Origin of the sequence: Tetzosporium hominis (assembly GCF_002265435.1) — a bacterium.
Taxonomy (GTDB): domain Bacteria; phylum Bacillota; class Bacilli; order Bacillales_A; family Planococcaceae; genus Chryseomicrobium; species Chryseomicrobium hominis.
Genome location: NZ_NOKQ01000187.1, coordinates 74,030 through 100,270, shown reverse-complemented (window position 1 = coordinate 100,270; position 26,241 = coordinate 74,030). Strand labels below are relative to the sequence as shown.

Here is a 26,241-nt window from a genome sequence, read left to right as displayed (position 1 = left end):
CATATTGATAAATTATTATGCATAAACATACATGGGGGTTTTATTATGAAAAAAGTCGTTTTAGCATACTCAGGTGGACTTGATACATCCGTCGCCATCACATGGCTTAAAGATCAAGGATATGAAGTGGTGGCGGTATGCCTAGACGTTGGTGAAGGAAAAGATTTGGATTTCATTAAAGAAAAAGCACTGCTTGTTGGAGCCACAGAAAGCTATGTCATCGACGCAAAAGAAGAGTTTGCAAATGAATATGCACTCACTTCTATGCAAGCTCATACATGGTACGAGCAAAAGTATCCACTCGTTTCTGCACTATCTCGTCCTTTAATCGCTAAAAAATTAGTAGAAGTAGCGGAACAAGTTGGAGCGTCTGCAGTAGCTCACGGCTGTACCGGAAAAGGTAACGACCAAGTTCGTTTCGAAGTATCGTTCCAAGCGCTTGCACCTCACTTAGAAGTCATTGCTCCTGTTCGTGAATGGTCGTGGAGCCGTGATGAAGAGATCGCTTATGCTAAAGAAAAAAACATTCCGATTCCTATCAATTTAGATAGCCCGTTCTCCATCGATCAGAACTTGTGGGGCCGTGCCAATGAATGTGGGATTTTAGAAGATCCGTGGGTAGCACCACCAGAAGATGCCTATGAACTAACGGTAGCTCTAGAAAATACACCGGATACTCCAGACATCATCGAAATCGAGTTTCAAGCGGGTGTTCCGACTTCATTAAACGGAGTGAACTATGCACTCAGCGACTTGATTCAAGAATTAAACAAAGTAGCTGGAAAACATGGAGTCGGTCGTATTGATCATGTGGAGAACCGCCTTGTTGGAATTAAATCACGTGAAGTCTACGAGATTCCTGGAGCACATACGCTACTCCTTGCACATAAAGAACTCGAAGACATCACTCTTGTAAAAGAGCTTGCTCATTTCAAACCTGTTATGGAGAAGAAGCTGACAGAGTTGATTTACGAAGGGCTTTGGTTCTCGCCACTGCGCACAGCACTTCAAGCATTCTTAAAAGAGACGCAACAATACGTCAACGGAACGGTTCGCGTCAAGCTCTTTAAAGGTCACGCTATCGTCGAAGGCCGTAAGTCACCAAACTCTCTATATGATGAGAAACTTGCAACGTACTCAACGGATGATGCATTCAACCACGCATCTGCTGTAGGCTTTATCGAACTATGGGGACTTCCAACAAAAGTCCATGCAGTCGTCAACAAACAACAGGAGCAGAAGGTGACGGTATGACGAAGTTATGGGGAGGCCGTTTTCAACAGACGGCCGAGCAGTGGGTCGATGCGTTCGGCGCATCTATCCACTTCGACCAGGCACTGGTAATGGAAGATATCACAGGGAGCTTGGCGCACGTTCAAATGCTTGGGGAGCAAGGGATTCTATCTGAAGACGAAGTGAAACAGATTACGGAAGGTCTTCATGCCTTGCAAGCGAAAGCTGAAAACGGAGAGCTCGAGTTTTCTATCGATCAAGAAGACATCCATTTAAATCTTGAAAAGCAGCTGATTGATCTGATCGGCCCGGTTGGTGGCAAATTGCACACCGGACGTAGTCGAAACGATCAAGTGGCTACAGATATGCACCTGTACTTGAAAAAGCGTACGAATGAGATTATAGATTTGATCGTAGCGTTTCAAAAAGTGCTAGTGATGCAAGCTGAAACACATGTGGAGACCCTTGCACCAGGGTATACCCATTTGCAGCGCGCACAACCTGTCTCTTTCGGTCATCATCTCATGACGTATTTCTGGATGCTGGAGCGTGATAAAGCACGTTTCGTTGATGGATTGAAGAGAACGGATTGCTCGCCTTTAGGTGCTGGAGCACTTGCTGGCACGACATTTCCGATTGATCGTGCACGTTCTGCGGAACTGTTAGGCTTTTCTTCTATTTATGAGAATAGTTTAGATGCCGTGAGCGACCGTGATTTTATTGTCGAGTTTTTAAGTGCATCTTCTTTACTTATGACGCACTTATCTCGCTTTGCAGAAGAAATCATCTTATGGTCGAGCCAAGAGTTTTCTTTCATTGAACTATCTGATTCATTTTCCACCGGGTCGAGCATCATGCCTCAGAAGAAAAACCCAGATATGGCAGAGCTGATCCGTGGTAAGACTGGACGCGTCTACGGCAATCTGTTTGGTTTGCTGACGGTACTTAAAGGTCTGCCACTTGCGTATAACAAAGATATGCAAGAAGACAAAGAAGGCATGTTTGATACTGTGGAGACGGTGACAGGTTCTTTGAAGATCTTTGCTGGTATGGTCGAATCGATGGCGGTACGCACGGAAACTCTCGAATCAGCAGTCGAGTCTGATTTCTCAAATGCGACAGAGCTTGCGGATTATTTGGCTACTAAAGGGATGCCGTTCCGTGAAGCGCATGACGTTACCGGACGTGTTGTGTTCCACTGCATTCAAAACGGCATCTTTTTGAAGGACGTTTCTCTGGCGACGTATCAAGACTACTCGTCTTTAATAGAAGACGATATTTATACTGCGCTTTCTCCGCGTGAAGCCGTCCGCAGACGAAATTCGCTTGGCGGAACGGGATTTGAGCAGGTGCGTCTGCAACTTCAGAAAGCGAAGGCATTACTGGCATAGAGATATAGAGTTTAATAAAAGACTGAGGATTGATTTCCTTCTAAGAAATAAAAACGAACAGTGGCCGATTCGCTCAAAAAGCGAATCGGCCACTGTTCTTTTTAGTTCTCTGCAAAATCAACCTCAGGCAACGGATGAAACTCATATCGCACTTTCTATTTTCTGAGAAGTTGTAGAATCTCATAATCGCAGAGTCGGCCCTGCCTCTATTCATTGTCAAGAACCACTTAGCAATCTCTAATGTAACAAGGCAGAGGCGGGCTGTACTGGAGCAAGGCCCGATTATTTAAGCTTATAATCACAGTCTAGGACAGCAAGCTTGCAGCAAACGCCTGGATACTCTTAAACCTTTACAATCTGTAAATTACAGGATTTTAACGATAACTGAAACCCACCTAAATATGGAACGTATAGATAGTATAACCAACGAAAAGTCGTATCTTAAGTTTCACAGTAGAGTTTATAGGGGGTCTGATGGTGAAGAAAATGAAAGTCTTTCTGTGTTTGATCATTTTGGTTTTAATAAGTGGATGTAGCTTTTCAGTTAGTGATAACGAATCGTCTAGCTCTACTAGTAAAGACGCAGCTGTCACAGAAGTTGAATATGAAGCAAAGGCTACTGATTTTGAAGACGGTGGCTTCACGAACAATCGAGGTCAACTTATCATTGTAGAAAATAGGGAATTGATTCTGTCGGGTTCAGGTCCTTATGATACCAAAAGAACCACAGCAATTGACTTAGTTTTCCAAGCACAAGGATACGAGATTCCGCCTGTTTTTCAAGCATTCCAAAATACAAATGTCACTACAGTAGGTGACACGTATCACATCACAGCAGACAATGACATATCTATGAAATTCAAAAAAATTGGGGAAAGAATCATTGTTGATGAGAAAGGCGAAGAATACTTTACTAAGAATTACTCGAAGTAAATGCGTTCTAAATCACCTTGCTGTTATTTAAATTAAAACGATAGAAGCTTTGTCCAACATTCCAAGGTTCAATTTTGATAAAAGAAATAAAAACCAGCAGTGGCCGATTCGCTTTTTTAGCGAATCGGCCACTGCTCTTCTTAGTTCTCTGCAAAATCAACCTCAAAAAACGGATCAAACTCATATCGCAATTTCTTTTTTCTGAGAAGTTGTAGAAACTCTTAATCCAAGATTCGGCCCTGCCTCTACTAAATGTCGAGAACCATCTTGTAATCTTTCTATAAATTTTGGTAGAGGCGGGCTGTGCTGGAGCAAGGCCCGATTTTTCAAGCTCATAATCACTATCTAGGACTGCAAGCTTGCTGCAAACACCAAGATATTATTAAACTTCTGCATTCCACCACAATCCCGTGTTCTCTAAACTCCTCCAGAAGAAAAGACCCCGGTTGAGGTGCCTGTCTTAGACTCAATTCTGGTAGTTGATGAGACTCAGTTCGAGACGAAGTCGAAGAAGTGTGGCTCTTCAACTGCCGATCTAGAATTGTGGCTGTGACAGGCTCCGCATAACTTACACTACGAAGTTCCAGAAATATCTAGGCCTCTTACTATACTATCTTTTCCAAAAACCACCTAAATTCTTCGCTACATCTAGTAAAGCGCTTACCAAATAGGTAAAATGGAAGGGAGTACATAAATCATGAACTTATTTGCACGTCTGTCTCTAAAGAAGTATGAATTTTAAAGGGGTTTGTCAATCTTACAGTTTTCTAAGTAAAGGGGTTGAACCAATGAGCAAGAGACATTTATCTGAAGAGGATATGAAAGCAAGATATATTACGCCAGCAATCACTAATGCGGGTTGGGATATCAAAAAGCAAGTCCGTCTCGAATATGCTTTCACTGCGGGTAGAATCATCCTTCGGGGGAAAGTTACAGCCAGAGGGAAACAGAAAAGAGCGGATTATCTACTTTCTTATAAAAGTAATTTTCCATTAGCAATTATTGAGGCTAAAGACAACACTCATTCAGTTGGCGCTGGTCTTCAACAAGCTATCGAGTATGCTAAAGTACTTGATATTCCTTACGTTTACGCATCGAATGGAGATGCTTTTGTTGAACAAAATTTAATTACAGGTGAAGTTAAAGAACTGCGATTAGAGGAATTTCCATCACCTGAAGAATTGTATTCAAGATACTTAAAAGATAAGAACATCAATGAAGCTGAAGAAAAAGTCATTACAGAACCTTATTATTACGTACCCAATTACAAGACACCAAGATATTATCAACGTGTTGCCATTAATCGTACTGTAGACGCTGTTGCTAAAGGGCAAGACCGTGTACTATTAGTTAGTGCCACAGGTACCGGAAAAACCTATATGACTTTCCAAATCATTTATAGACTTTGGAAGTCTGGTTTAAAGAAACGAATTCTCTTCTTAGCAGATCGCAACGTCTTGATTGATCAAACAATTACAGGAGACTTTAAGCCGTTCAGTGGCAAGATGACAAAAGTTCAAAAAAAAAACCTGGATAGTTCTTATGAAATCTATTTGGCTCTCTATCAACAGCTTACGGGTGATGACGGAGAAGAGACATTCAGACAGTTTCAGCCAAACTTTTTTGATTTGATTGTCATTGACGAGTGTCACAGAGGCAGTGCGAAAGAAGAATCTGCTTGGAGAAAAGTTCTTGATTATTTCTCATCAGCTACACATGTAGGTTGCACGGCCACACCAGTTGAAACTAAAGAAGCATCGAGTTTAACTTATTTTGGTGAACCCATTTATGAATACTCATTAAAAGAAGGTATCAATGATGGATTCTTAGCTCCATATAAAGTTATTCGTATAGGTCTAGACAAAGATTTAGAAGGATATCGTCCTGAAGTTGGAAAGGTAGATAAGCATGGCCACGAAATTGAAGATCGCGAATACAATGTAAAAGATTTTGACCGAAAACTTGTTATCGATCATCGAACAAGAGTCGTTGCTTCTAAAATCACGGAGTTTCTAAAGAACACCGACAGATTTAGCAAAACCATTGTCTTTTGTGTGGACATCGAACACGCTGAACGGATGAGGCAGGCATTAATTAATGAGAACAGAGACTTGTACGCTCAAAACGATAAATACATCATGCGGATTACTGGGGACAATGATGAAGGAAAGGCGCAACTTGAACATTTTATTGACGAAGAAAGCGACTATCCCGTTATTGCTGTAACAAGTAAGCTTATGACTACTGGTGTCGACGCCAAAATGTGTAAGTTGATTGTTCTAGAAAACAATATCAACAGCATGACGGAATTCAAACAGATTATTGGCCGAGGAACGAGACTTCTTGAAGAATACGGAAAGACATACTTTACAATCATGGACTTCCGTAACTCGAGTCGTCTTTTTGCGGATCCTGCTTTTGATGGGAAACCTGAAGTAGTTATTGAATTAGGTGGAGAAGACCCTATAGACGAGCCTGACGCTCCAACTGAAGGTGATGATATTGATGGTGGGGGAGATACTCCCGAAGTAATTAAAGAAGACGATGACGATTATGATCCTAGGAATCCACCGCCTTTTGATGATGAAGAAGATAAACCTCGTAAATATTATGTGAATGATGTCACTGTACGTGTCCTTTCCGAGAGAGTTCAGTATGTCGACAAGGATGGCAAGCTTATTACGGAAAGTCTCACAGATTATACGAAGAAAAATATTCTCGACCGTTACGCACAACTAGATGACTTCTTAAGAACGTGGAGCGCTGCAGAGAAAAAGCAAGCCATCATTGATGAACTGCAAGATAGCGGAGTACTACTCGATGCAATTAGAGAAGAGCTAGGGAAAACCGAATTAGACGACTTCGATCTTATTTGTCACTTGGCATACGATAAGCCTCCACTGACAAAAAAAGAGCGGGCTGAAAATGTAAAAAAGCGTCATTACCTTTATAAGTACTCGGATGTGGCACAACAAGTCATCTCAACACTTTTAGATAAGTATGCCAATGACGGAATCAAAGAGATAGAGGATACTAAAGTCTTGCAATTGAAAGAATTTGCACAGATCGGTAGTCCGATGAAGATTGTTAAAGCTTTTGGAGGCAAAAAAGGCTACATGCAGGCAGTCAAAGAATTAGAGAATGAAATTTATTACTTCTAAGAAAACACACAATAAGCAAATAAGGTAGGTTAAAGTGATGGCAGTTAGTAACTTTGTAAAGAGAATTCAAGACGTCATGCGCAATGACTCAGGTGTTAATGGAGATGCTCAAAGAATTGAACAGATCGTTTGGATTCTTTTCCTAAAAATATACGATGCAAAAGAAGAAGCGTGGGAGCTTTATGACGATAACTACAACTCAATTATTCCAGAAGGGCTGAAATGGCGAGATTGGGCTGTCGATTTAAAAGACGGCGAAGCGTTAACTGGGGACGCTCTACTTGAGTTTGTAAACTCGCAACTGTTTCCTACTCTTAAAAACTTAGAAATTGATGAAGAGACTCCAATGAGTCAAGTCATTGTGAAGTCGGCATTTGAAGACGCAAACAACTATCAAAAAGACGGAGTATTGCTTCGCCAAGTAATCAATATCATTGATGAAATTGATTTCACTGAGTATAAAGAACGCCACGAGTTCGGTACTATCTATGAATCATTCCTTAAAGACTTACAGAGTGCAGGTAACGCAGGAGAGTTCTATACACCACGAGCTGTAACAGATTTCATGGTAAAAGTAGTAGACCCTAAGCTAGGAGAGAAAATTGGTGATTTTGCTTGTGGAACAGGTGGATTCTTAACTTCTGCACTCGCAGCCCTTGAAACACAAGTATCAAATTCTTTAGAGAACAGAAAACTCTATAACGATTCAGTTTATGGAATTGAAAAGAAAGCACTTCCACATCTACTTGCTGTAACTAATATGCTCATTCATGATATCGATGATCCGAATATTCTTCATGGCAATGCGCTAGAAATCGACTATAAAGAATTACGCAAGATGGAGCCTTTTGATGTCATCTTGATGAATCCACCTTATGGCGGAAGTGAAAAAGACAGTGTTAAAGTCAATTTCCCGTCAGAACTAAGAAGCTCTGAAACAGCCGATCTATTTATGAACGTTATAATGTACCGTTTGAAGAAGAACGGCCGAGCAGCAGTCATTATTCCAGACGGATTCTTATTTGGAACAGATAACGCGAAATATAACATCAAGAAAAAATTATTCAGCGAATTCAATGTTCATACGGTTATCAGAATGCCTCATAGCGTCTTTGCTCCGTATACATCCATCAGAACGAATATTATATTCTTTGATAATAAAAAATCTACAGAAGAGACTTGGTTCTACCGTGTCGACATGCCAGAAGGCTATAAAAACTTTTCAAAAACGAAACCGATGAAATTACAGCACTTCGACGAAACTTTAGCTTGGTGGAACGACAGAGAAGAAATTGAAGTCGATGGTTTCCCTAAAGCCAAGAAATATTCAGTCGATCAAATTGTAGACAGAAATTACAACATTGACCTTTGCGGTTTCCCTCATGAAGAAGAAATCATCCTTGAGCCTATGGATTTAATTCATGAATACCAAGAGAAGCGAGCGTCTCTAAACGCAGAAATTGATCACGTACTCGAACAAATCACCTCTATGCTTGGAGGTAAATAACATGAATGCACAGGACTTAAAAAACAGCATTCTGCAATTTGCCATTCAGGGCAAGTTGGTAGAACAGCGTGAAGAAGAAGGAACGGCAAAAGAACTGCTTCAACAGATCGAAGCAGCAAAAGAACAATTGATTAAAGACAAGAAAATCAAAAAGCAAAAACCACTTCCTGAAATATCAGCTGATGAAATCCCTTTTGAGATTCCTGAGAGTTGGGAGTGGGTTAGGTTAGGTAATCTATTCGAATTAACTATGGGGCAATCCCCCAAGGGAAACAGTGTTCTTAAAGACCAATCTGGATTAGAATTCCATCAAGGTAAAGTTTTTTTCGGAAACGATTATCTTCAAATATCTGATCAAACAACAAATAAACCCACTAAAACAGTAGAACCAGGAACAGTTCTTTTATGTGTCAGAGCACCTGTAGGCATTGTGAATATTACAGAAAGAAAAATTTGTATAGGAAGAGGCTTATGTGGAATCAATACATTAGCAAGCATGGACAGCAAATTAGTCTTATATATACTTAGAGCATTTAAGAATGATTTTATAAAAAAAGCTACAGGCTCTACCTTTGTAGCAATAACTGGAGAGGTGGTTAAAAATCAATTAATTCCATTGCCACCACTTCAAGAGCAAAGTCGTATTCTAGCAAAAATTGAAGAACTCATGCCTTACGTTGATAAATATGGTAAGGCATATTCCGAAGTGGTGAAGCTCAATAAAAAGTTCCCGGAGGATATGCAAAAGTCTATTTTGCAATACGCTATCCAAGGTAAACTAGTTGAACAGCGCGCAGAGGAAGGTACAGCAGAAGAACTTTACAAGAAGATCCAAGATGAAAAGAAAAAACTGATTGAGGAAGGCAGAATCAAGAAAACTAAGGTGCTTTCTGAAATCACTGAGGATGAAATCCCATTTGAGATTCCGGAGAGTTGGAAGTGGGTTAGATTTGGAGATGTAATGATCAATAGGGATTCTGAAAGAATTCCTTTATCTGTATCTCAAAGAGAAAAACTAGATAAGATATATGATTACTATGGAGCTTCCGGAGTAATTGACAAAGTTGATAATTATATATTCGATGAAAAATTGATGTTAATTGGTGAAGATGGTGCAAACTTATTAACAAGAAGCAAGCCTATAGCTTTTATTGCTAATGGTAAGTATTGGGTGAATAATCATGCTCATGTTATTGGATGTGGTGACTATGTTCTTCTAGAATATGTTATGTATTATATAAATGCTATTAGTTTAGCAAAGTATGTCACTGGAACTGCACAACCAAAGATGAATCAAGCAAAATTAAATAGTATTCCTGTACCTCTTGCACCTTTAGAAGAACAAAAAAGAATTGTCAATAAAATTGAAGTACTGCTACCTTATACAAAACAACTTATAAAATTTTAAGCTAAAAGTATTTAAAATCCATCTCATACATTGATTCTCATTATTAATTCGAGATTACCTTGTATTATAATTACCTAAATTAGCTAATTTAAGTGGTGTGACAAGATGCGTACAATTTCAATACCTAGAGAATCAATAGTCGGGGAGGAACATGTATTGGCACATGATTTGCCAGTTAAAAAAGACTTATCCTGGACAATCTCAGGTACTGTCTATACAATTCGAAATATCCCTACCTATGAGATGAATGCCGAAGGTCAAGAATATCATGATTTAGATGTCGTGGATCTTTTGACAATGGTTAGAAATCTTATGTATGCGGATGAAATACCTCATACTGTAGATTTCAACGATATTGCCGATTTAGTCTAACCATATTTCCTATTGAGCGTTCTGCTCAATAGGTTTTTTGTTTTCCAATGCAACCAATTCCCTTTGAAGTTTCTCGCTGTCCTAGACTTTGAATTTAAACTTTCTTCATCGGGCCTTGCCCCAGCACAGCCCGCCCCAAAACGGTTGTAGAGAGAACGCTTGAAGATCATAGTATGTAAGATAGAGGCAGAGCCGACTCTGGTACTGTGATTTTCCACGACTTCCTCTAAATGAAAAGTTTGGTTAGAGGTTTTATCTTTTGTCAGAGGTTGATTTTACAGAGAATGAAGAAGAGTAGTGGCCGATTCGCTTTTTGAGCGAATCGGCCACTACTGGTTCTTACTTCTTTTAACAAAATCAAACCTCAGGCTGTGAATCGAACGTCTATCCAAGTATAAATCATACGGAGCCTGTCACAGCCACAATTCTAAATCGGTAGTTGAAGAGCCACACTTCTTCGACGTTGTCTCGAACTGAGTCTCATCAACTACCAGAATTGAGTCTAAGACAGGTACCTCACCGGGATCTTCTTTTCTTGACTAGTATAAAACCCGCAAAAAATCCTCTACAAAACTGACTCCCCACTAGATTAAGAACAAGTGTTCGTTGTATACTAAACAAAACTAAAGAAAGGCGGAATCCCTATGTATGAACTTCTTGAACCGCGCACGATCCTTTGCATCGACATGCAAAGCTTCTTTGCAAGTTGTTCTGCAGCTGTCCACGGCCTGGACATCCAAAAAGAGGCCATTGCCATCGTCGGCAACTTAGAACAGAAGGGAAGTGTTGTACTCGCTGCTTCTCCGTCCATGAAAAAGCGTTTCGGCGTCAAGACCGGGACACGCTTGTTTGAAATCCCCAACCACCCCGACATCCGCATCATCCAGCCACAGATGGAGCTGTATGTCAAAATCTCAGCAGAGATCACACGCTATCTCAATCAACTTGTCCCAATGGAATCCATCCATGTCTACAGCATCGACGAAAGCTTCATTGATTTAAAAGGAACGGAAATTCTTTGGGGAGACCCATGGACCATTGCCCGTAAAATTCAACGCGACTTAAAACGTCAATTTCAAGTTCCATGTAGTATCGGTATCGGCCCGAATATGTTGCTATCGAAGCTTGCGCTTGATTTAGAAGCGAAGAAAAAAGGGATTGCAGAATGGACCTATGAAGATGTACCAAACAAGCTCTGGCCAGTTTCGCCTCTGCGAGAAGTATGGGGGATTGGAACCCGTTTAGAAGCGACGCTTCATGCGATGGGGATTTTTTCAGTAGGAGACCTGGCGCATACGCCCTTAGAACAGCTCGAGAAAAAATTTGGTGTGATGGGCAATCAGCTCTACCATCACGCTTGGGGAATCGACCTTTCGGAAGTCGGTGCACCTATCATGGAAGGACAGGTGAGCTACGGTAAAGGACAGATCTTATTTCGAGACTACAACTCGAAAAAAGAAACTATGGCTGTCGTCCTGGAGATGACAGAAGATGTTGCGAGACGCCTCCGAGAAGCCGGTAAAGTGGGCAGGACGATGCATATGAGTATCGGCTACAGCAAGTTCGGCGGGTTTAGCCGGTCTCTTTCTATAGAAGAAGCTACAAACCGCACATCGGTCCTCTATGCAGCTTTTGATCGTTTGATGGATACGTTCTACGATGGCAGCCCCGTGCGTCGCATAGCGCTCTCGGTCAGTAATCTTGAAGAAGACACGTCCATGCAGCTCAATTTGTTCCAACATCAGCAACAGGTCCGCGAACAACGGCTTGGAAAAACCATTGATGCCTTGCGACGTAAATACGGATCGACTGCTGTACTCCGGGCGGTATCTTACACAGCGGATGGCACGGCACGTTACAGAGCTACACTTCTAGGAGGACACAAAAAAATGTAAGTATAGATATTTCAGTTTTCGAAATTATTTTAGTGGTTCGTCTTCCGAAATGTGTGAACATTTGCTAAACTAAATAAGGTTTTGAAATTGGACGAGAAAAGGGGAACAACACATGAAGGTATTTTTAGACCTTGCCTGGTTCTTTAAAGAGAGAAAATGGCATTACGGACTCGGCATTGTCATGTTGTTAGTTGTGGCATTTCTAACCATTATCCCTCCTCGAATTATTGGGGAAGTGGTCGATGCCATCAACGAGGAGCGACTCACAACAGAACTACTTTTGCAGTGGCTCGGGCTACTTGCAGGTGCAGCCATTCTGATGTACATTCTGCGCTACTACTGGCGAATGATGATTTTCGGCTCGGCCATCTTACTTGCTAGACGGATGCGCCAAACACTGTTTACACATTTCAGCCGTATGTCACCAGCATTTTATCAAAAACGCCGTGTCGGAGACTTAATGGCTCACGCAACGAACGATTTATCCGCCGTTCAACAAACAGCAGGAGCGGGTGTATTGACACTCGTGGATTCACTGGCAACTGGAGGATTTGTTATTGCCGCAATGGCCATCACGATCAACTGGAAACTGACTTTAATTGCGCTTTTACCGATGCCACTTATGGTGTTATCGACGAGCTATTACGGACGCTTGCTACATAAACGTTTCCGTTTCGCTCAGGAGGCGTTCTCTGACTTGAATGATAAGTCGCAAGAAAGTATCAGCGGAATCAAAGTCATCAAAACATTTGGTCAAGAACAAGAGGACACGGAAGATTTCAAACGTCTCTCTCAAGACGTCGTTGACAAAAATGTTCACGTCGCGAAAGTAGATTCGTTATTCGACCCGACGATTTCACTGATTGTCGGCGCCTGCTTCTTCTTAGCTATCAGTTTTGGAACTCAGTTTATTTTGTCCGAAGAGATGACCATCGGAGACCTCGTCGCATTCAATACGTATTTAGGTCTTCTTGTTTGGCCGATGCTTGCATTTGGCTGGTTGTTCAACATCGTGGAACGGGGGCGTGCTTCTTATGACCGCATCCAGCAGTTGCTTTCTGAACCAGTAGACATTGACGATCGTGTCGGTGCAATTGAAATGAAGCCTGAAGGAAAAGTAACGTTCGCGATTGATTCATTCTCCTTCCCGGGGGACGAGCGCAAGGCGTTGCATAATGTTCACTTCACACTCGACCGCGGACAGACCCTGGGAATTGTAGGCCGTACAGGTTCAGGGAAAACAGCGATATTGAAACTGTTGCTGCGTGAATTTGAAGGGTACGAAGGTCATATCACGTATGGTCAGCATGACATTCGCGATTATAAGAAAGAAAGTCTGCTCGAAGCTATTGGGTACGTCCCACAAGATCATTTCTTGTTCTCTACAACGGTGGGTCTCAATGTGGCCTTTACGAATGTCCAGGCAACTCAAGAAGAGATCGAACGAGCAACGAAGCTTGCTGCCATCCATGATGATATCACGCGTTTCACAGATGGCTATAACACAATCGTCGGTGAACGAGGCGTATCCCTTTCTGGTGGGCAGAAGCAACGCATTTCCATTGCACGCGCCCTAATGATGCAACCCGAACTACTGATTCTTGATGACTCCTTGTCTGCTGTCGATGCGAAAACGGAGGAAGCGATTCTGGAAGCGTTGAAAGCAGAACGAAGTGATGAGACGACCATCATCACGTCTCACCGACTAAGTGCGATTCAACATGCGCATCAAATCATCGTGATGGAGAATGGGACCATCAAAGAAAAAGGAACTCACGACGAACTTATGGCACTTGAAGGAACCTACTATGAGATGTATCAGCTCCAGCAGCTCGAGTCTCTCGTTGAGCAAGGAGGCGATCGCAATGGATGAAAAGATGCCAAAACTCACAGGTAAAATGCAGTGGCAGGTGTTAAAACGCTTACTACGCTATTTGATCCCTCACAAAAAAATGATGATCATGGCCCTTGTCTTATTGACCTTAACAGTCATTGGCGACCTCGTCGGACCGTATTTAATAAAAATCTATATCGATGATTATTTGACACTTGGGTATTTCCCGCAGTCTGCGATTGTCGCTCTTGCAGCAGCCTATATTTTTATCCAGATCAGTAATGTGATCATCAGCTATTTCCAGCTAATGACGTTTCAAAAGCTTGCGCTAAAAATTATTCAAACGATGCGAATCGATGTCTTCACTAAAGTCCAGGGTCTTGGCATGCGCTACTTTGACCGCACACCAGCAGGGAGCATCGTGTCACGCGTCACAAATGACACAGAAGCTATTAAAGACATGTTTGTCAGCGTACTAGTCGGATTTGTACAGTCAGGGTTTTTGGTCATCGGGGTATATATTGCGATGTTCATCATCAATCCGCAACTCGCTCTAATGGCGACACTGTTACTTCCGATTTTAGGATTCATCATTTATACGTACCGAAAACATAGTTCAGTAGTCTATCAAGATTTACGTGAGCGACTGTCACAACTGAATGCAAAGCTTGCGGAATCTCTTGCTGGTATGGGAATGATTCAAGCATTCCGACAAGAAAAGCGTTTACGGGATGAGTTTAGCGAGATCAATGACAAACACTTCCAGGCGGGACGACGCAATATTAAACTCGATAGTTTGCTTTTACGTCCAGCTATTGATTTGGTGTATGCACTGGCTATCATTCTCGTGCTCAGCTATTTCGGAGTCACGTCGTTTTCAAATCCTGTAGAAGTTGGGGTCATCTATGTATTTGTTACGTATATCGACCGCTTTTTTGAACCGATCAATCAAGTCATGCAGCGCCTTTCCATCTTCCAACAAGCCATCGTTGCCGCTTCTCGCGTATTTACATTGATGGATGAGGAAGACATGGCGCCTGCACAAAGCGACCAATCAAATGCCAAGATTGAAAATGGCAAGATCGAATTCCGTAACTTAACGTTTTCCTATGATGGGCGTCAAGACGTACTGAAGAACATTTCCTTTACGGCAGAACCTGGACAAACCGTCGCTCTCGTGGGTCATACGGGAAGCGGGAAGAGTTCGATCATCAACTTACTCATGCGTTTTTATGAATACAACGACGGGGACATACTTATTGACGGCCATTCGTTGAAAGACTTCCCGATGAACGAGCTACGGAAAAAGATGGGCCTCGTGCTTCAAGATCCTTTCTTGTTCTACGGAGATATTGAAAGCAATATTCGTCTGCATGATAAGGACATGACGAGTGCACAAGTACGTGCGGCTGCTGAGTTTGTTCAAGCGGATCAGTTCATTCGTGAACTTCCAGATGGCTATCAACAAAAAGTGACAGAGCGTGGATCTACATTTTCTAGTGGGCAGCGTCAGCTCGTTGCATTTGCTCGCACGATGGCAACCGATCCGAAAGTCCTCATCCTTGATGAAGCGACTGCCAACATCGACACAGAGACAGAAGTCGCCATCCAAACAAGTCTTGAAAAGATGCGAAAAGGACGTACAACGATTGCCATTGCACACCGACTCAGTACAATTCAAGATGCGGAACTGATCCTGGTTCTCCATCAAGGAGAGATAGTGGAACGCGGTACCCATCAAGAACTGATTCGTCAAAAAGGGTTGTATCACAAGATGTATCAACTACAAAATGGCATCGTGGAAGAACAAATGTCATAAAACTGTCATAAGCAAGTGATAGGTAATTTTAAGGAAAGTCTGATACGATGGAGACAGTTCAGCTGAAAGGGTGATTTTTGTTGGCAACCGATGTTAGCATCTGGCTTGCTTTTGGCGCAGGGTTCTTGAGCTTTATATCCCCGTGTACATTACCGCTGTATCCGGCTTTTCTTTCGTATATCACAGGTATGACGATTGAAGAATTGAAGACTGACCGGAAGCAAATGCAGCGCAGAGGCATGTTTCATACGTTATTTTTCTTACTTGGATTCTCCGTTATCTTTTTGGCACTCGGTTTTGCGACGTCGTGGCTCAGCACATTCTTCATTCAATATGGAGATCTGATTCGTCAAGTTGGGGCTATTTTAATCGTAATTTTTGGTCTACTAGTAGTTGGTGTGTTCAAACCGGACTTCTTGATGTCTGAAAAACGATTAAAATTCAAAAATCGTCCTTCCGGTTACCTCGGTAGTAGTTTAATCGGAATGGCATTTGCTGCAGGTTGGCAGCCGTGTACGGGCCCTATCCTTGCTGCAGTGCTTGTAATGGCAAGCCAAAATCCTGACCAAGGTATTTGGTATATGGTCGCTTACGTTCTTGGATTTGCTATTCCATTCTTCTTATTGTCGTTCTTTGTCACACGAACTCAGTGGATGAAAAAGCATAGTGAACAGTTTATGAAAATCGGCGGATATATTATGATTGTGCTAGGGGTCATCTTGTTCTTTGACGGCCTTACATGGATTATCCGGATCTTAAGCCCAATTTTCGGGGACTTTACCGGTTTTTAAGGAAGTGAACCTATGAAAGACATTCAAACATTTGAAGAGTGGCAGACAGTCCGTGAACAACAACCTGTGGGATTGCTATTCGTTAAGACCACTGGTTGCTCGGTCTGTGAAGGGCTGCTACCACAGGTGCAAGAAATAGAAGCAAACTATACCATCCCGTTCTATAAAGTAAATATCGCAGATGTGCCCGAAGTGGCGGGGCAACTCGGGCTCTATACTGCTCCAGTTGTTCTTCTATGGCACCAGGCAAAAGAAATTCAACGCTTTGCACGGTTTGTGCCGATGCAAGAATTGATTTTCCGACTAGATCAACTGCAAGAGGTGACAGACGATGTTCTTTGAGTGGATACCGCAAGAACTGTTGGTCACACTCTCGATTGTGACAGCGGTCGTCATGGGAACCGCTCTAACCATTGTGCGTAGCCGTGCAGCCAAGAAGCCAGCGAGTGCAAAGAAGATTTTATTGCCACCGCTCTTCATGTCTACAGGAGCGTTGATGTTCGTATTTCCGTTCTTTCGAGTTCCTTGGATTCACGTACTGGAAGCAGTCGCAGTTGGTATGGTCTTTTCCATTTTGCTGATCAAGACCTCTAATTTCGAGCGACGAGAAGGAGACATCTTCTTAAAGCCTTCTAAAGCATTCGTCTTCATCCTTTTTGGACTGCTAGCTGTCCGTATCGTCATGAAATTGCTCTTGAGCAGTGAAATCGATGTTGGGGAACTCAGCGGCATGTTCTGGCTACTTGCCTTTGGTATGATCGTCCCGTGGCGTCTTGCTATGTATACAAAATTTAAAAAGCTAAAGCTTCAAAGCAACTAAAAATACCGTACCTTTTTGGAAACACTCCAAAGTAGGTACGGTATTTTTTATTGGAAATAGACTTCATAAGGACTTAGGTCAATATGCAGTTCCGCCATCTTTTTGCGAAGAAACTTATGATCTCGTTTTGGTGTAGCTAAAATATAGCCGCGAATCAAAAGTTCTTGTGTGATGGCCTTCGCATCTTCTTCGAGCGCCAATTGCCCGATACGACCAGCAATCTTTTGCTTGGCGACCGGACGGAACAATTCAGGTACAGGTTCAACAAGTTCATTGAGCAATGCTTTTTGTTCATCAGACCACAAGTGAATGGTCTTATCTACATAATACGATTCCCAGTCTAGATCGGACTTGCCATCTTGTTTAGGAAGGGCTTTTAAAAACTTTCGGAACATAAAATATCCGCCAATGGCCATCAACGAAATCAACACGACGACCCAAAATAATATAAACCAAAGAAACCAGCCATCTAACACTATCGTTCACCTCGCCTTAAGTATACAATGTTCCGCACAAAAATTCATCCATCGTATCCCTTTTCTTTGAACTCTCCTATATAGAGGATGAAGGAGGTGAACAACATGGCCAATTACATTTTAAAGAGTTCCGTTTTGCGTCTCGTCTATGATGACGGTATGACTGCAGACAACAAACCGAAGCGTCACTCGAAGTCGTACATTCATATTGAACCGACAAGTTCAGCGGATGCAATGTACCAAGTGGCTGTTCAACTAGGCAGCCTTTCAGCAAAAGAATTACTGTCAGCAGAGAAGCAAGAAGTAGACGAAATCATCTAATGACTAGGAGGACCTAACAATGGCGAAAACGTTACAATTGGAATTCGGCAATACTGCCGGTAAGAAAATCACGGTAGCAGTTGAAGAGCCCCGCGCGGATCTGACACTGGCAGAAGTGCAGACTGCTATGCAGGCTATCCTTGCTGCAGAAGTGTTTGCGGTCGAGGGGGAGCCGGCAACAGAAGCCGTCTCTGCACAAATCATCGATCGAAGCGTTCAAAGTTTATTCTAATCTGAGCCTCCTCCACTCGTGGGGGAGGTTTTTAAACTACTAAACAAATTATAAGGAGGGAGGTGTTCTTATGGATCAATGGGTCGCAATCATTCAAGAAATTGGCTTTCCAGTCGTAGTATCTTTCTATCTCCTGCATAGAATCGAATCTCGCTTAGAAGCCATTCGTGATGCACTTGTGGCAATCACTCCTGTCACAAAAGTGTAAGAAACAGCCGTTCATTTGGATTGACCCCACTCATTGAAACGACTATCATTAGGAGTAAGATGAGGAGTGATCCATTTGAAAAAGTTGTTGCTAACCCTACTTGCAGTCGTGACAATTCTCGCTGGATGTGGCGGCGGTTTCGAGCGTCAGACGGATTGGGAAGTCGAGTCATTTTCAGCGACAACCCACCGAGGAGAAACACTTGCTTTAGAGGACTTACAAGGAACGGTATGGCTAAGTGCCTTTATCTTCACAAACTGTGCGACCATCTGTCCGCCTATGACGGCCAACTTGAAAGATATTCAAGAAGCTCTTGAAGAACAAGGCGTTGAAAACTACAAAATCGTTGCATTCAGCGTCGACCCTGAAGTTGATAGCCCTGAAGTACTGACAGAATACTTGAGCATGTATGAGCTCGCTGACGAGTCAAAATGGGAGCTCTTGACAGGGTATGACCAAGCATTCATTAGCCAGCTGGCGAAAAACTCGTTTAAAGCACTTGTACAAAATGACGCCAATTCAGACCAAGTCATTCACGGAAGCAGCTTTTACTTGGTTGATCAAGAAGGAATCGTTGTGAAAAGCTATAGTGGAGTCAGTGACGTTCCTGTAGATGAAATTGCAGAGGACATGAAGGCACTGTCTGAAGAGTAAACTGTCCGATTTGGGCAGTTTCTTTTTTTATCAGAATTATAGTATGATAGGACAAGCATTAGATGAAGGTGATTCTCTATGAAAACCAAAAAACTAAATCACAAAAAAATGATTCGTCGTAAACTTTGGTTTGTCGGCTTATTTCTTCCTTTTATGATTGTCGGGTATTTTTTGTCCGTCATCGGATGGCATGAACTACGGAACATTCCGTGGGCCCATGAAATCGGCCAGTTTGTAGAAGCGAAGAAGGTGGAGTTCCGTGACCCTGAGATACCAGAAGACTATATTGCTGTTTATCAGGCAGCCGAAGAAGAATACGGAGTGCCCTGGCAACTGTTAGCAGCACATCATCGTATCGAGACACGCTTTTCAACTATGGATCCTTTGTTGTCACCAGTGGGAGCAGAAGGGCATATGCAGTTCATGCCGTGTACTTTTGTGGGCTGGTCGCATCCGACATGTAGTGGACTCGGGCAAGGTGAAATTCCACAAGAGGAAAAGACGGATCCTGAAGTGATTGCCAAGTACGGAGGATACGGGGTAGACGGAGACGGAGATGGAATCGCCGATCCGTATAGTTTAACAGATGCGGTTTACAGCGCAGCGAACTATCTCGGCTCGAACGGAGCAGCAGAAGGGGAGTTAGAAGCAGCCATCTATCTTTACAACCGTTCGGATGAATACGTGGCTGATGTGCTCCATTTCTATAATTTGTACAGTGATACGTATACTGAAAATGTGACGGCACGACCTGAATAAGACCATAAAAAAAAAGCCTCAGAAGAGGCTTTTTTTTATGCTGCTTTACGCATTGCTTTCATGATAAATGAAACAATGAAGATTACGATGATAGCACCGATTAAAGCAGGAACGATTGCCATACCCGCGATTGATGGTCCGAAGTCTGAGAACAACATGCCCCCAACCCAAGCACCTACGATACCAGCGATAATGTTTCCGATAACTCCGCCCGGAATGTCCTTACCTAAAATAAGTCCAGCTACCCATCCGATGATTCCACCTACGATTAAGTATAAAAGAAATTCCATTTTCCTTCACTCTCCTTGTCTAATGTTAATGTATGAGTACACTCTTTAAATATCCTTAGACAAGAATTCTTAAACCTATTCACGAAAAAAATTATTTTATTTCTGCGCCAAGGGTGTTTTTGAAATGGCGTAGTGCCCATTCGTGACCTTGAGGATCAAACGATGCCACAGCTTCTTCATGAATTACAATGTCATAACCAAGGTTGTAGGCATCGACCGCGGTATGCAACACGCAGATATCTGTACAGACACCGACGATATGAACTGTCGTAATCTCTCGTTCTCGTAAATACTGATCCAGATTCGTCCCAGCGAAGGAACTGTAGCGACGTTTGTCCATATAATAGATATGGGTTTTATGTTCCTCGTAAAAATCATCAAGAGACCCATACAAATCTCGTCCTGGTGTTCCTTCAATATTGTGTGGAGGGAACAGTGCAGTCTCCGGATGATACGTATCGTTTCTATAATGAAGGTCTACAGGGAAAACAATCACTTGATTTTGTTGGACGAACTCTTCACATAAAGAAACGATTTTCTCTTCAATTGCCTGTCCTGGCTTACCACAAGTGAGCGCTCCATCATCAGCGACAAAATCCACTGTATAGTCGACTACTAGTAAAGCTTCCTTCATATTGCGTCATCCTTTCTTGAATAAAATGTTTTTCAAATGTTCTGAAAAATTGTATACTAAGAAAAAAGGAGGGACAACAAGATGGATTATGAATTACACAAACGTTGGACGAAACACGCCATGTGGTTTGCTGGACTTCACACCTTGTTTGTTGTTACACTCACCTTTGACTTTATCCAATTTTACTAAAAGAGTGGAAGCAGTTTCCACTCTTTTTCACTGTGAGGAGACGACAAATGGATACTCTAAAACATTTAAACACGATTCGTGATCACTTGGTGCGTACCCTACATACGATTCCAGAAGATCAATTTAATGAAAGACCCGACCAGAAAACTTGGAGTCCACGGGAAGTGGCCGAGCACATTGCGCGGATGGATGCCTACATCGCTCGATTGATGAGAGAAGGAAGAGCGGAAGATAAGAAAGTATTAAAAAAGCCAATTCGTTTGACTACCGTTCGTGCTATTAAGGTCACGGCACCATCACAGCTCGCCCCACAAGAAGATGAAAAGTCAAAAGAGGACATCTACAAACAACTATTTGACTCTCGCATGCAAATTTTAGATCTCTACAAACAGTTCACGCCTGTCGAGAAGAAAACAAAAGCAATGAAACATCCGGTGTTTGGCTATCTTTCACTTGGACAGTGGTTTGTATTCCTAGGGTTCCACGAGAAACGGCATTTGAAGCAATTAGAAGAAATTTTACAACAATTAAAGATATAAAGAAATCTTATCAAGATTAATAATTTTAATGTAATTTACTTATCACGTTCACTGTTATAAGATTAATAGTGGAGAAAAGCGACATATGTCTCTTTCATTATGCAAAGGAGGAAACACGATGGCAAAAAGCAATTTACATCAGAGCCGCGCTTCATTTGAAGTGAATGGCAAGACGTATAACTATTACCGTTTAAAAGCTTTAGAAGAAGCAGGAATCGCAAACGTATCACGCTTGCCGTATTCTATCAAAGTGCTACTTGAATCTGTACTTCGTCAATATGACGGCTACGTGATCAAGGATGACCATGTTGAAAAATTAGCGAACTGGGGCAAAGAAAACGACCCAGAGGCGGAAGTTCCATTCAAGCCGTCACGCGTTATCCTTCAAGACTTTACAGGAGTTCCTGTAGTTGTTGACCTTGCTGCACTTCGTTCAGCAATGGCAAAAATGGGTGGAGACCCATCAAAAATCAACCCTGAGATTCCAGTTGACCTTGTTATCGACCACTCGGTACAAGTTGACAAATACGGAACAAACGACGCGCTTCGTTTAAACATGGAGCTTGAGTTTGAGCGTAATGCTGAGCGTTACCAGTTCCTTAGCTGGGCACAAAAAGCTTATGACAACTACCGTGCAGTTCCACCAGCAACGGGTATCGTTCACCAAGTAAACTTAGAGTACTTAGCGAACGTTGTTCACGCTGTTGAGAACGAAGATGGCACATTTGAAACATTCCCAGATACACTTGTTGGTACGGATTCTCATACAACGATGATCAATGGTATCGGTGTACTTGGATGGGGTGTAGGTGGTATCGAAGCGGAAGCAGGAATGCTTGGTCAACCTTCATACTTCCCAATTCCAGAAGTTATCGGAGTGCGTCTAGTAGGAGAACTTCCAAACGGAACAACTGCTACTGACTTGGCTCTTAAAGTAACTGAAGTTTTACGTAAAGCTGGCGTAGTTGGCAAATTCGTTGAGTTCTTCGGACCAGGCGTTGTTCAACTTCCACTTGCTGACCGTGCAACAATTGCTAACATGGCACCTGAATACGGCGCAACTTGTGGTTTCTTCCCGGTAGATGAAGAAGCACTTGACTACATGCGTCTAACGGGCCGTGAAGAAGAGAACATTGAAGTGGTTAAAGCTTACCTACAAGCAAATGACATGTTCTTCACAGCAGATTCAGTAGAGCCTACTTATACAAACATCATCGAACTAGATCTTTCTGCTATCGAGCCAAACCTTTCAGGTCCTAAGCGTCCACAAGATTTGATTCCACTTTCAGCAATGAAAGAAGAATTCAATAAAGCTGTTGTCGCTCCACAAGGAAACCAAGGTTTCGGTCTTTCTAAGAAAGAATTCGCAAAAACAGCAACAATCGAGCTTGATGGCAAAGAAGTTACCATTCCTACAGGTGCAGTTGCAATCGCAGCTATCACATCTTGTACGAACACTTCTAACCCATACGTAATGCTTGGCGCTGGTTTAGTTGCAAAGAAAGCAGTTGAAAAAGGATTAACTCCTCCTGCTTACGTGAAGACTTCATTAGCACCAGGTTCAAAAGTTGTAACAGGTTATTTACAAGATTCTGGCTTGCTATCATCACTTGAGCAAATCGGATTCAACCTTGTAGGTTATGGCTGTACAACATGTATCGGGAACTCAGGTCCACTTCTTCCTGAAATCGAGCAAGGCATCATCGATAACGACTTGCTAGTGACATCTGTATTATCTGGTAACCGTAACTTTGAAGGCCGTGTTCACCCATTAGTAAAAGCAAACTACTTAGCTTCTCCACCATTAGTTGTGGCATATGCACTTGCAGGTACAGTTGATATCGATCTTCAAAATGACCCAATCGGTCAAGACAAAGACGGTAACGATGTATTCTTCAAAGACATCTGGCCAACTACTGAAGAAGTAAAAGAAGCAGTTCACTCAACTGTAACTCCTGAATTGTTCCGTAAAGAGTACGCTCGCGTATTCACAGAGAACGAAGAGTGGAATGCAATTGAAACTCCAGACGATGACCTGTATGCATTTGATGAGAATTCAACATACATCCAGAATCCACCGTTCTTCGAAGGTCTATCTAAAGAGCCACAAGACATTCAAACTTTATCTGGACTTCGCGTTGTTGCGAAATTTGGCGATTCAATCACTACGGACCACATCTCTCCAGCTGGAGCGATCGGTAAAGATACACCAGCAGGTCGCTACCTTCGTGAAAAAGGCGTAGAGATCCGCGACTTCAACTCTTACGGTTCACGCCGTGGGAACCACGAAGTCATGATGCGTGGTACGTTTGCAAACATCCGTATCCGTAACCAAGTGGCACCAGGTACAGAGGGCGGTTACACAACTTACTGGCCAACTGGTGAAATCATGGCGATCTACGATGCAGCAATGAAGTACCAACAAGATGGTACAGGACTTGTTGTTCTTGCTGGTAAAGATTACGGTATGGGATCTTCACGTGACTGGGCTGCGAAAGGTACAAACCTTCTAGGCATCAAAACAGTTATCGCGGAGAGCTATGAGCGTATCCACCGTTCAAACCTTGTAATGATGGGTGTACTTCCACTTCAATTCATGAAAGGCGAGAGCGCAGATACACTTGGCTTAACTGGGACTGAAGAGATCAGCGTGAATATCGCAGAAGGCGTAAAACCACGTGATATCTTAACAGTTACTGCAAAAGCTAAAGACGGTTCTGAAAAAACATTCCAAGTACTTGCTCGCTTCGATTCAGAAGTAGAAGTAGATTACTACCGTCACGGTGGTATCCTTCAGATGGTACTTCGTAACAAAATGTTAGAAGCGTAAGCTTTCAACAGACCTCTCTTCACTTCGGTGGGGAGGGGTTTTTTCATGCTTAAACACCTGATATAAGTGAGGATAATAAAGAAAAACTGTATAACTATATTGAAATAATATAGAGTTTCTAAGATTGTTATTTTTGGATAACATTTAGTTAGTTTAGTACTTCCTGTTTTATGATGTATACTGATAGAGAGGTGAATTAACTTGAAAAGTAACAAATCTATTGAAGTTCGGTACGCAGAAACTGACCAGATGGGCGTCGTCTACCACGCCAATTATTTAGTCTGGCTCGAGATGGGGCGGACACAATTGATCAAAGACTTGGGATTTGATTATGCGGGACTTGAATCAAAAGGCTACCTGTCTCCTGTATTAGATGTTTCCATTCAATACAAACAGAGCGCGCGCTATGGGGATACAGTCTCTGTATCAACGTGGATTGACTCCTACAGCCGTCTAAAGACAATTTACGGCTATGAAGTCACTAAAGAAGATGGTACAGTCCTCGCTACCGCCAAGACCGTACACACGTTAGTTGCAAAAGAGACATTCCGTCCTATCGCACTATCGAAAGTCGATCAAGAGTGGCATGAGGCATACGAGAAAGCGTGCGTGCAAGCATAATGGCTTTTGGAATCTCAAGAACAGAATTAGTAGAGTGGAAGCGGCGAATCGAAGCAGGAGAGATGGCTATCTTGACGCATTACTGGTTAGACCCTCGTTTTCCAAATTCGACTTCTGTCACGAAAGTCGGTTGCCAAGATACAAAGCGTCTTGCAGAGTGGGGACGCAGGTATGGTCTCAAAGAGGCCTGGATCGATCATAAAGAAGACTACCCTCATTTTGACTTGTTCGGAGACATCCAGGAGCAGGTACTAGTCGACGAGGGTCTAGTAGATCAATATACGCGGTTCATACAAAAAAAAGATCGTAACCTCGGAGGAGGCTACGATCTTTTTTGATAGTCAAATACAATTTCATTTCGTTCTTCATCTACATCCACATGGAGGTCGTGGTCATCAAAGTACCACAGGTCTCGTTCTTCAATGTAGAAATGGATATCATCAAAGTCTTGCTGCACGGCTGGTTCATCAGGCTCCGCCTTGGTCATCCCAAGCGTAAACCCTTCATGGAGCTTACTGCTACCTCCGTAGCGCGCATAAAACTGAATCCATTCACCGCTTGCAGCATCCATATCTGTTTTAAACCAGTGTAGTGCTTGTTCTGAGATCACGATGTTCATCGAGCTCACTTCCTATATCCAAGAGATTTTTGGTTCTGTACCTTGACGAATGCGCGAGATGTTCGCACGGTGACGGTACACGATAAAGATCATCAAGACACTTATCAATAGAATAAGCGGAACATCAGGGCGAATCAAGAAATGTGACCCTATCGCCATTAAGAAAGCCGTGATAGAAAGTAAGATCGATGTCAACGACACCATTTTTGTGAGTTTCAAGAACACAAAGAATAAGACGAGCAGGATCAAGAAGAACAACCAGTTGTAGCCGAGTAGTACGCCAGCAGACGTTGCAACTGCTTTCCCTCCACGGAATCCGGCAAAAACCGGATACATGTGACCGATGACCGCAACCGCTCCAAGAACAAGGGGATGAACACCCACCTCAGAGAACACCGCAAATGCCGGTAGCAATACAGCGGCCGTCCCTTTTAAGATGTCGATTAGCGACACGATCAAGCCAGCTGGTTTTCCAAGTACACGGAATGTATTGGTTCCACCGAGATTTCCACTCCCGTGTTCTCGGATATCTATCTTAAAGAAAACCTTTCCTATTATAAGTCCTGTCGGGATAGAGCCGAGCAGGTAGGCGAGTAAAAGTGCAATTCCAGTAATCATAGCAGTCTCCTTTAACAAACAGTTCTGTAGTAGTAGTTTACCATAACCGAATTTTGAATGGACAGAGTGCATTGCAATCTTTTCGCT

General features: G+C 42.5%; 27 protein-coding genes. 22 read left to right on the top strand and 5 right to left on the bottom strand.

The window, feature by feature from the left end; all coding sequences use genetic code 11:
* Positions 1-42: 42 nt before the first annotated feature.
* From CF394_RS04335 to CF394_RS04275, 13 genes are all read left to right on the top strand, one after another.
* On the top strand, positions 43-1,254 hold the full coding sequence (locus tag CF394_RS04335; protein WP_094942113.1) for an argininosuccinate synthase: 1,212 nt from the start codon (positions 43-45) through the stop codon (positions 1,252-1,254).
* The gene (gene argH, locus CF394_RS04330; RefSeq protein WP_094942002.1) at positions 1,251-2,624 is read left to right on the top strand and encodes an argininosuccinate lyase; all 1,374 of its coding nucleotides are present in this window, start codon (positions 1,251-1,253) and stop codon (positions 2,622-2,624) included. The genes CF394_RS04335 and argH overlap by 4 nt, the downstream gene beginning before the upstream one ends.
* A 477-nt stretch (positions 2,625-3,101) precedes the next feature.
* Positions 3,102-3,557 carry a hypothetical protein gene (locus tag CF394_RS04325; RefSeq protein WP_133079801.1) on the top strand — a complete coding sequence of 152 codons (456 nt, stop codon included), beginning with the start codon at positions 3,102-3,104 and terminating at the stop codon, positions 3,555-3,557.
* Between the two features lie 788 nt (positions 3,558-4,345).
* Entirely contained in the window at positions 4,346-6,718 is a 2,373-nt protein-coding gene (gene hsdR / locus CF394_RS04320; RefSeq protein WP_094942000.1) for an EcoAI/FtnUII family type I restriction enzme subunit R, read from the top strand.
* A gap of 37 nt (positions 6,719-6,755) precedes the next feature.
* Positions 6,756-8,225, top strand: a complete 1,470-nt coding sequence (locus CF394_RS04315; RefSeq protein ID WP_094941999.1) for a class I SAM-dependent DNA methyltransferase — start codon at positions 6,756-6,758, stop codon at positions 8,223-8,225.
* A gap of 1 nt (position 8,226) precedes the next feature.
* Entirely contained in the window at positions 8,227-9,633 is a 1,407-nt protein-coding gene (locus CF394_RS04310; protein WP_094941998.1) for a restriction endonuclease subunit S, read from the top strand.
* A 156-nt stretch (positions 9,634-9,789) separates the two neighbouring features.
* Positions 9,790-10,005 carry a hypothetical protein gene (locus CF394_RS04305; RefSeq protein ID WP_094941997.1) on the top strand — a complete coding sequence of 72 codons (216 nt, stop codon included), beginning with the start codon at positions 9,790-9,792 and terminating at the stop codon, positions 10,003-10,005.
* A gap of 644 nt (positions 10,006-10,649) precedes the next feature.
* Entirely contained in the window at positions 10,650-11,900 is a 1,251-nt protein-coding gene (locus CF394_RS04300; RefSeq protein ID WP_094941996.1) for a Y-family DNA polymerase, read from the top strand.
* A 112-nt stretch (positions 11,901-12,012) separates the two neighbouring features.
* Complete coding sequence (locus CF394_RS04295) at positions 12,013-13,773, top strand: ABC transporter ATP-binding protein (RefSeq protein WP_094941995.1); 1,761 nt, start codon at positions 12,013-12,015, stop codon at positions 13,771-13,773.
* Positions 13,766-15,553 carry an ABC transporter ATP-binding protein gene (locus tag CF394_RS04290; protein ID WP_094941994.1) on the top strand — a complete coding sequence of 596 codons (1,788 nt, stop codon included), beginning with the start codon at positions 13,766-13,768 and terminating at the stop codon, positions 15,551-15,553. The genes CF394_RS04295 and CF394_RS04290 overlap by 8 nt, the downstream gene beginning before the upstream one ends.
* Before the next feature lie 80 nt (positions 15,554-15,633).
* Positions 15,634-16,344 (top strand): cytochrome c biogenesis CcdA family protein, encoded by a 711-nt coding sequence (locus tag CF394_RS04285; protein ID WP_094941993.1) that lies wholly within the window; start codon positions 15,634-15,636, stop codon positions 16,342-16,344.
* A 12-nt stretch (positions 16,345-16,356) separates the two neighbouring features.
* On the top strand, positions 16,357-16,686 hold the full coding sequence (locus CF394_RS04280) for a thioredoxin family protein (RefSeq protein WP_094941992.1): 330 nt from the start codon (positions 16,357-16,359) through the stop codon (positions 16,684-16,686).
* On the top strand, positions 16,676-17,164 hold the full coding sequence (locus tag CF394_RS04275) for a CcdC family protein (RefSeq protein WP_094941991.1): 489 nt from the start codon (positions 16,676-16,678) through the stop codon (positions 17,162-17,164). The genes CF394_RS04280 and CF394_RS04275 overlap by 11 nt, the downstream gene beginning before the upstream one ends.
* Positions 17,165-17,211: 47 nt before the next feature.
* Here CF394_RS04275 and CF394_RS04270 read toward each other — a convergent pair whose 3' ends face one another.
* Positions 17,212-17,640, bottom strand: coding sequence for a DUF2621 domain-containing protein (locus tag CF394_RS04270; protein WP_207761684.1), 429 nt, complete (start codon positions 17,638-17,640; stop codon positions 17,212-17,214).
* A 105-nt stretch (positions 17,641-17,745) separates the two neighbouring features.
* On the opposite strand from CF394_RS04270, the gene CF394_RS04265 reads away from it, so the two are divergent.
* From CF394_RS04265 to CF394_RS04245, 5 genes are all read left to right on the top strand, one after another.
* Positions 17,746-17,961, top strand: a complete 216-nt coding sequence (locus tag CF394_RS04265) for a DUF1659 domain-containing protein (protein ID WP_165767452.1) — start codon at positions 17,746-17,748, stop codon at positions 17,959-17,961.
* 19 nt (positions 17,962-17,980) lie between these two features.
* Positions 17,981-18,193 carry a DUF2922 domain-containing protein gene (locus CF394_RS04260; protein ID WP_094941988.1) on the top strand — a complete coding sequence of 71 codons (213 nt, stop codon included), beginning with the start codon at positions 17,981-17,983 and terminating at the stop codon, positions 18,191-18,193.
* A 70-nt stretch (positions 18,194-18,263) separates the two neighbouring features.
* The gene (locus CF394_RS04255; protein WP_094941987.1) at positions 18,264-18,401 is read left to right on the top strand and encodes a YvrJ family protein; all 138 of its coding nucleotides are present in this window, start codon (positions 18,264-18,266) and stop codon (positions 18,399-18,401) included.
* A gap of 75 nt (positions 18,402-18,476) precedes the next feature.
* Positions 18,477-19,055, top strand: a complete 579-nt coding sequence (locus tag CF394_RS04250) for an SCO family protein (RefSeq protein WP_207761683.1) — start codon at positions 18,477-18,479, stop codon at positions 19,053-19,055.
* Between the two features lie 78 nt (positions 19,056-19,133).
* Positions 19,134-19,814, top strand: coding sequence for a lytic transglycosylase domain-containing protein (locus CF394_RS04245; protein WP_094941986.1), 681 nt, complete (start codon positions 19,134-19,136; stop codon positions 19,812-19,814).
* A gap of 35 nt (positions 19,815-19,849) precedes the next feature.
* Here the strand turns inward: CF394_RS04245 and CF394_RS04240 are convergent, their stop codons facing one another.
* Both CF394_RS04240 and CF394_RS04235 read right to left on the bottom strand, forming a co-directional pair.
* Entirely contained in the window at positions 19,850-20,104 is a 255-nt protein-coding gene (locus tag CF394_RS04240) for a GlsB/YeaQ/YmgE family stress response membrane protein (protein ID WP_094941985.1), read from the bottom strand.
* Positions 20,105-20,195: 91 nt separating this feature from the next.
* Positions 20,196-20,738: a cysteine hydrolase family protein gene (locus CF394_RS04235; protein ID WP_094941984.1), complete on the bottom strand. Its 543-nt coding sequence runs from the start codon at positions 20,736-20,738 to the stop codon at positions 20,196-20,198.
* Between the two features lie 236 nt (positions 20,739-20,974).
* Here CF394_RS04235 and CF394_RS04230 point away from each other — a divergent pair, with 236 nt between their 5' ends.
* The 4 genes from CF394_RS04230 (at position 20,975) to CF394_RS04215 (ending at position 25,255) form a co-directional block, all read left to right on the top strand.
* Positions 20,975-21,466, top strand: coding sequence for a DinB family protein (locus tag CF394_RS04230; RefSeq protein WP_094941983.1), 492 nt, complete (start codon positions 20,975-20,977; stop codon positions 21,464-21,466).
* Between the two features lie 118 nt (positions 21,467-21,584).
* Positions 21,585-24,296, top strand: a complete 2,712-nt coding sequence (gene acnA / locus CF394_RS04225; RefSeq protein ID WP_094941982.1) for an aconitate hydratase AcnA — start codon at positions 21,585-21,587, stop codon at positions 24,294-24,296.
* 201 nt (positions 24,297-24,497) lie between these two features.
* Positions 24,498-24,917, top strand: coding sequence for an acyl-CoA thioesterase (locus CF394_RS04220; RefSeq protein WP_279327638.1), 420 nt, complete (start codon positions 24,498-24,500; stop codon positions 24,915-24,917).
* Positions 24,902-25,255 carry a hypothetical protein gene (locus tag CF394_RS04215; protein ID WP_439332854.1) on the top strand — a complete coding sequence of 118 codons (354 nt, stop codon included), beginning with the start codon at positions 24,902-24,904 and terminating at the stop codon, positions 25,253-25,255. Before CF394_RS04220 ends, CF394_RS04215 begins: the two co-directional genes overlap by 16 nt.
* Here CF394_RS04215 and CF394_RS04210 read toward each other — a convergent pair.
* A complete protein-coding gene (locus CF394_RS04210; RefSeq protein WP_094941980.1) occupies positions 25,240-25,536 on the bottom strand; it encodes a HesB/YadR/YfhF family protein in 297 nt (98 codons plus the stop codon). The genes CF394_RS04215 and CF394_RS04210 overlap by 16 nt on opposite strands.
* A gap of 12 nt (positions 25,537-25,548) precedes the next feature.
* Complete coding sequence (gene plsY / locus CF394_RS04205) at positions 25,549-26,154, bottom strand: glycerol-3-phosphate 1-O-acyltransferase PlsY (protein WP_094941979.1); 606 nt, start codon at positions 26,152-26,154, stop codon at positions 25,549-25,551.
* Positions 26,155-26,241 lie beyond the last annotated feature (87 nt).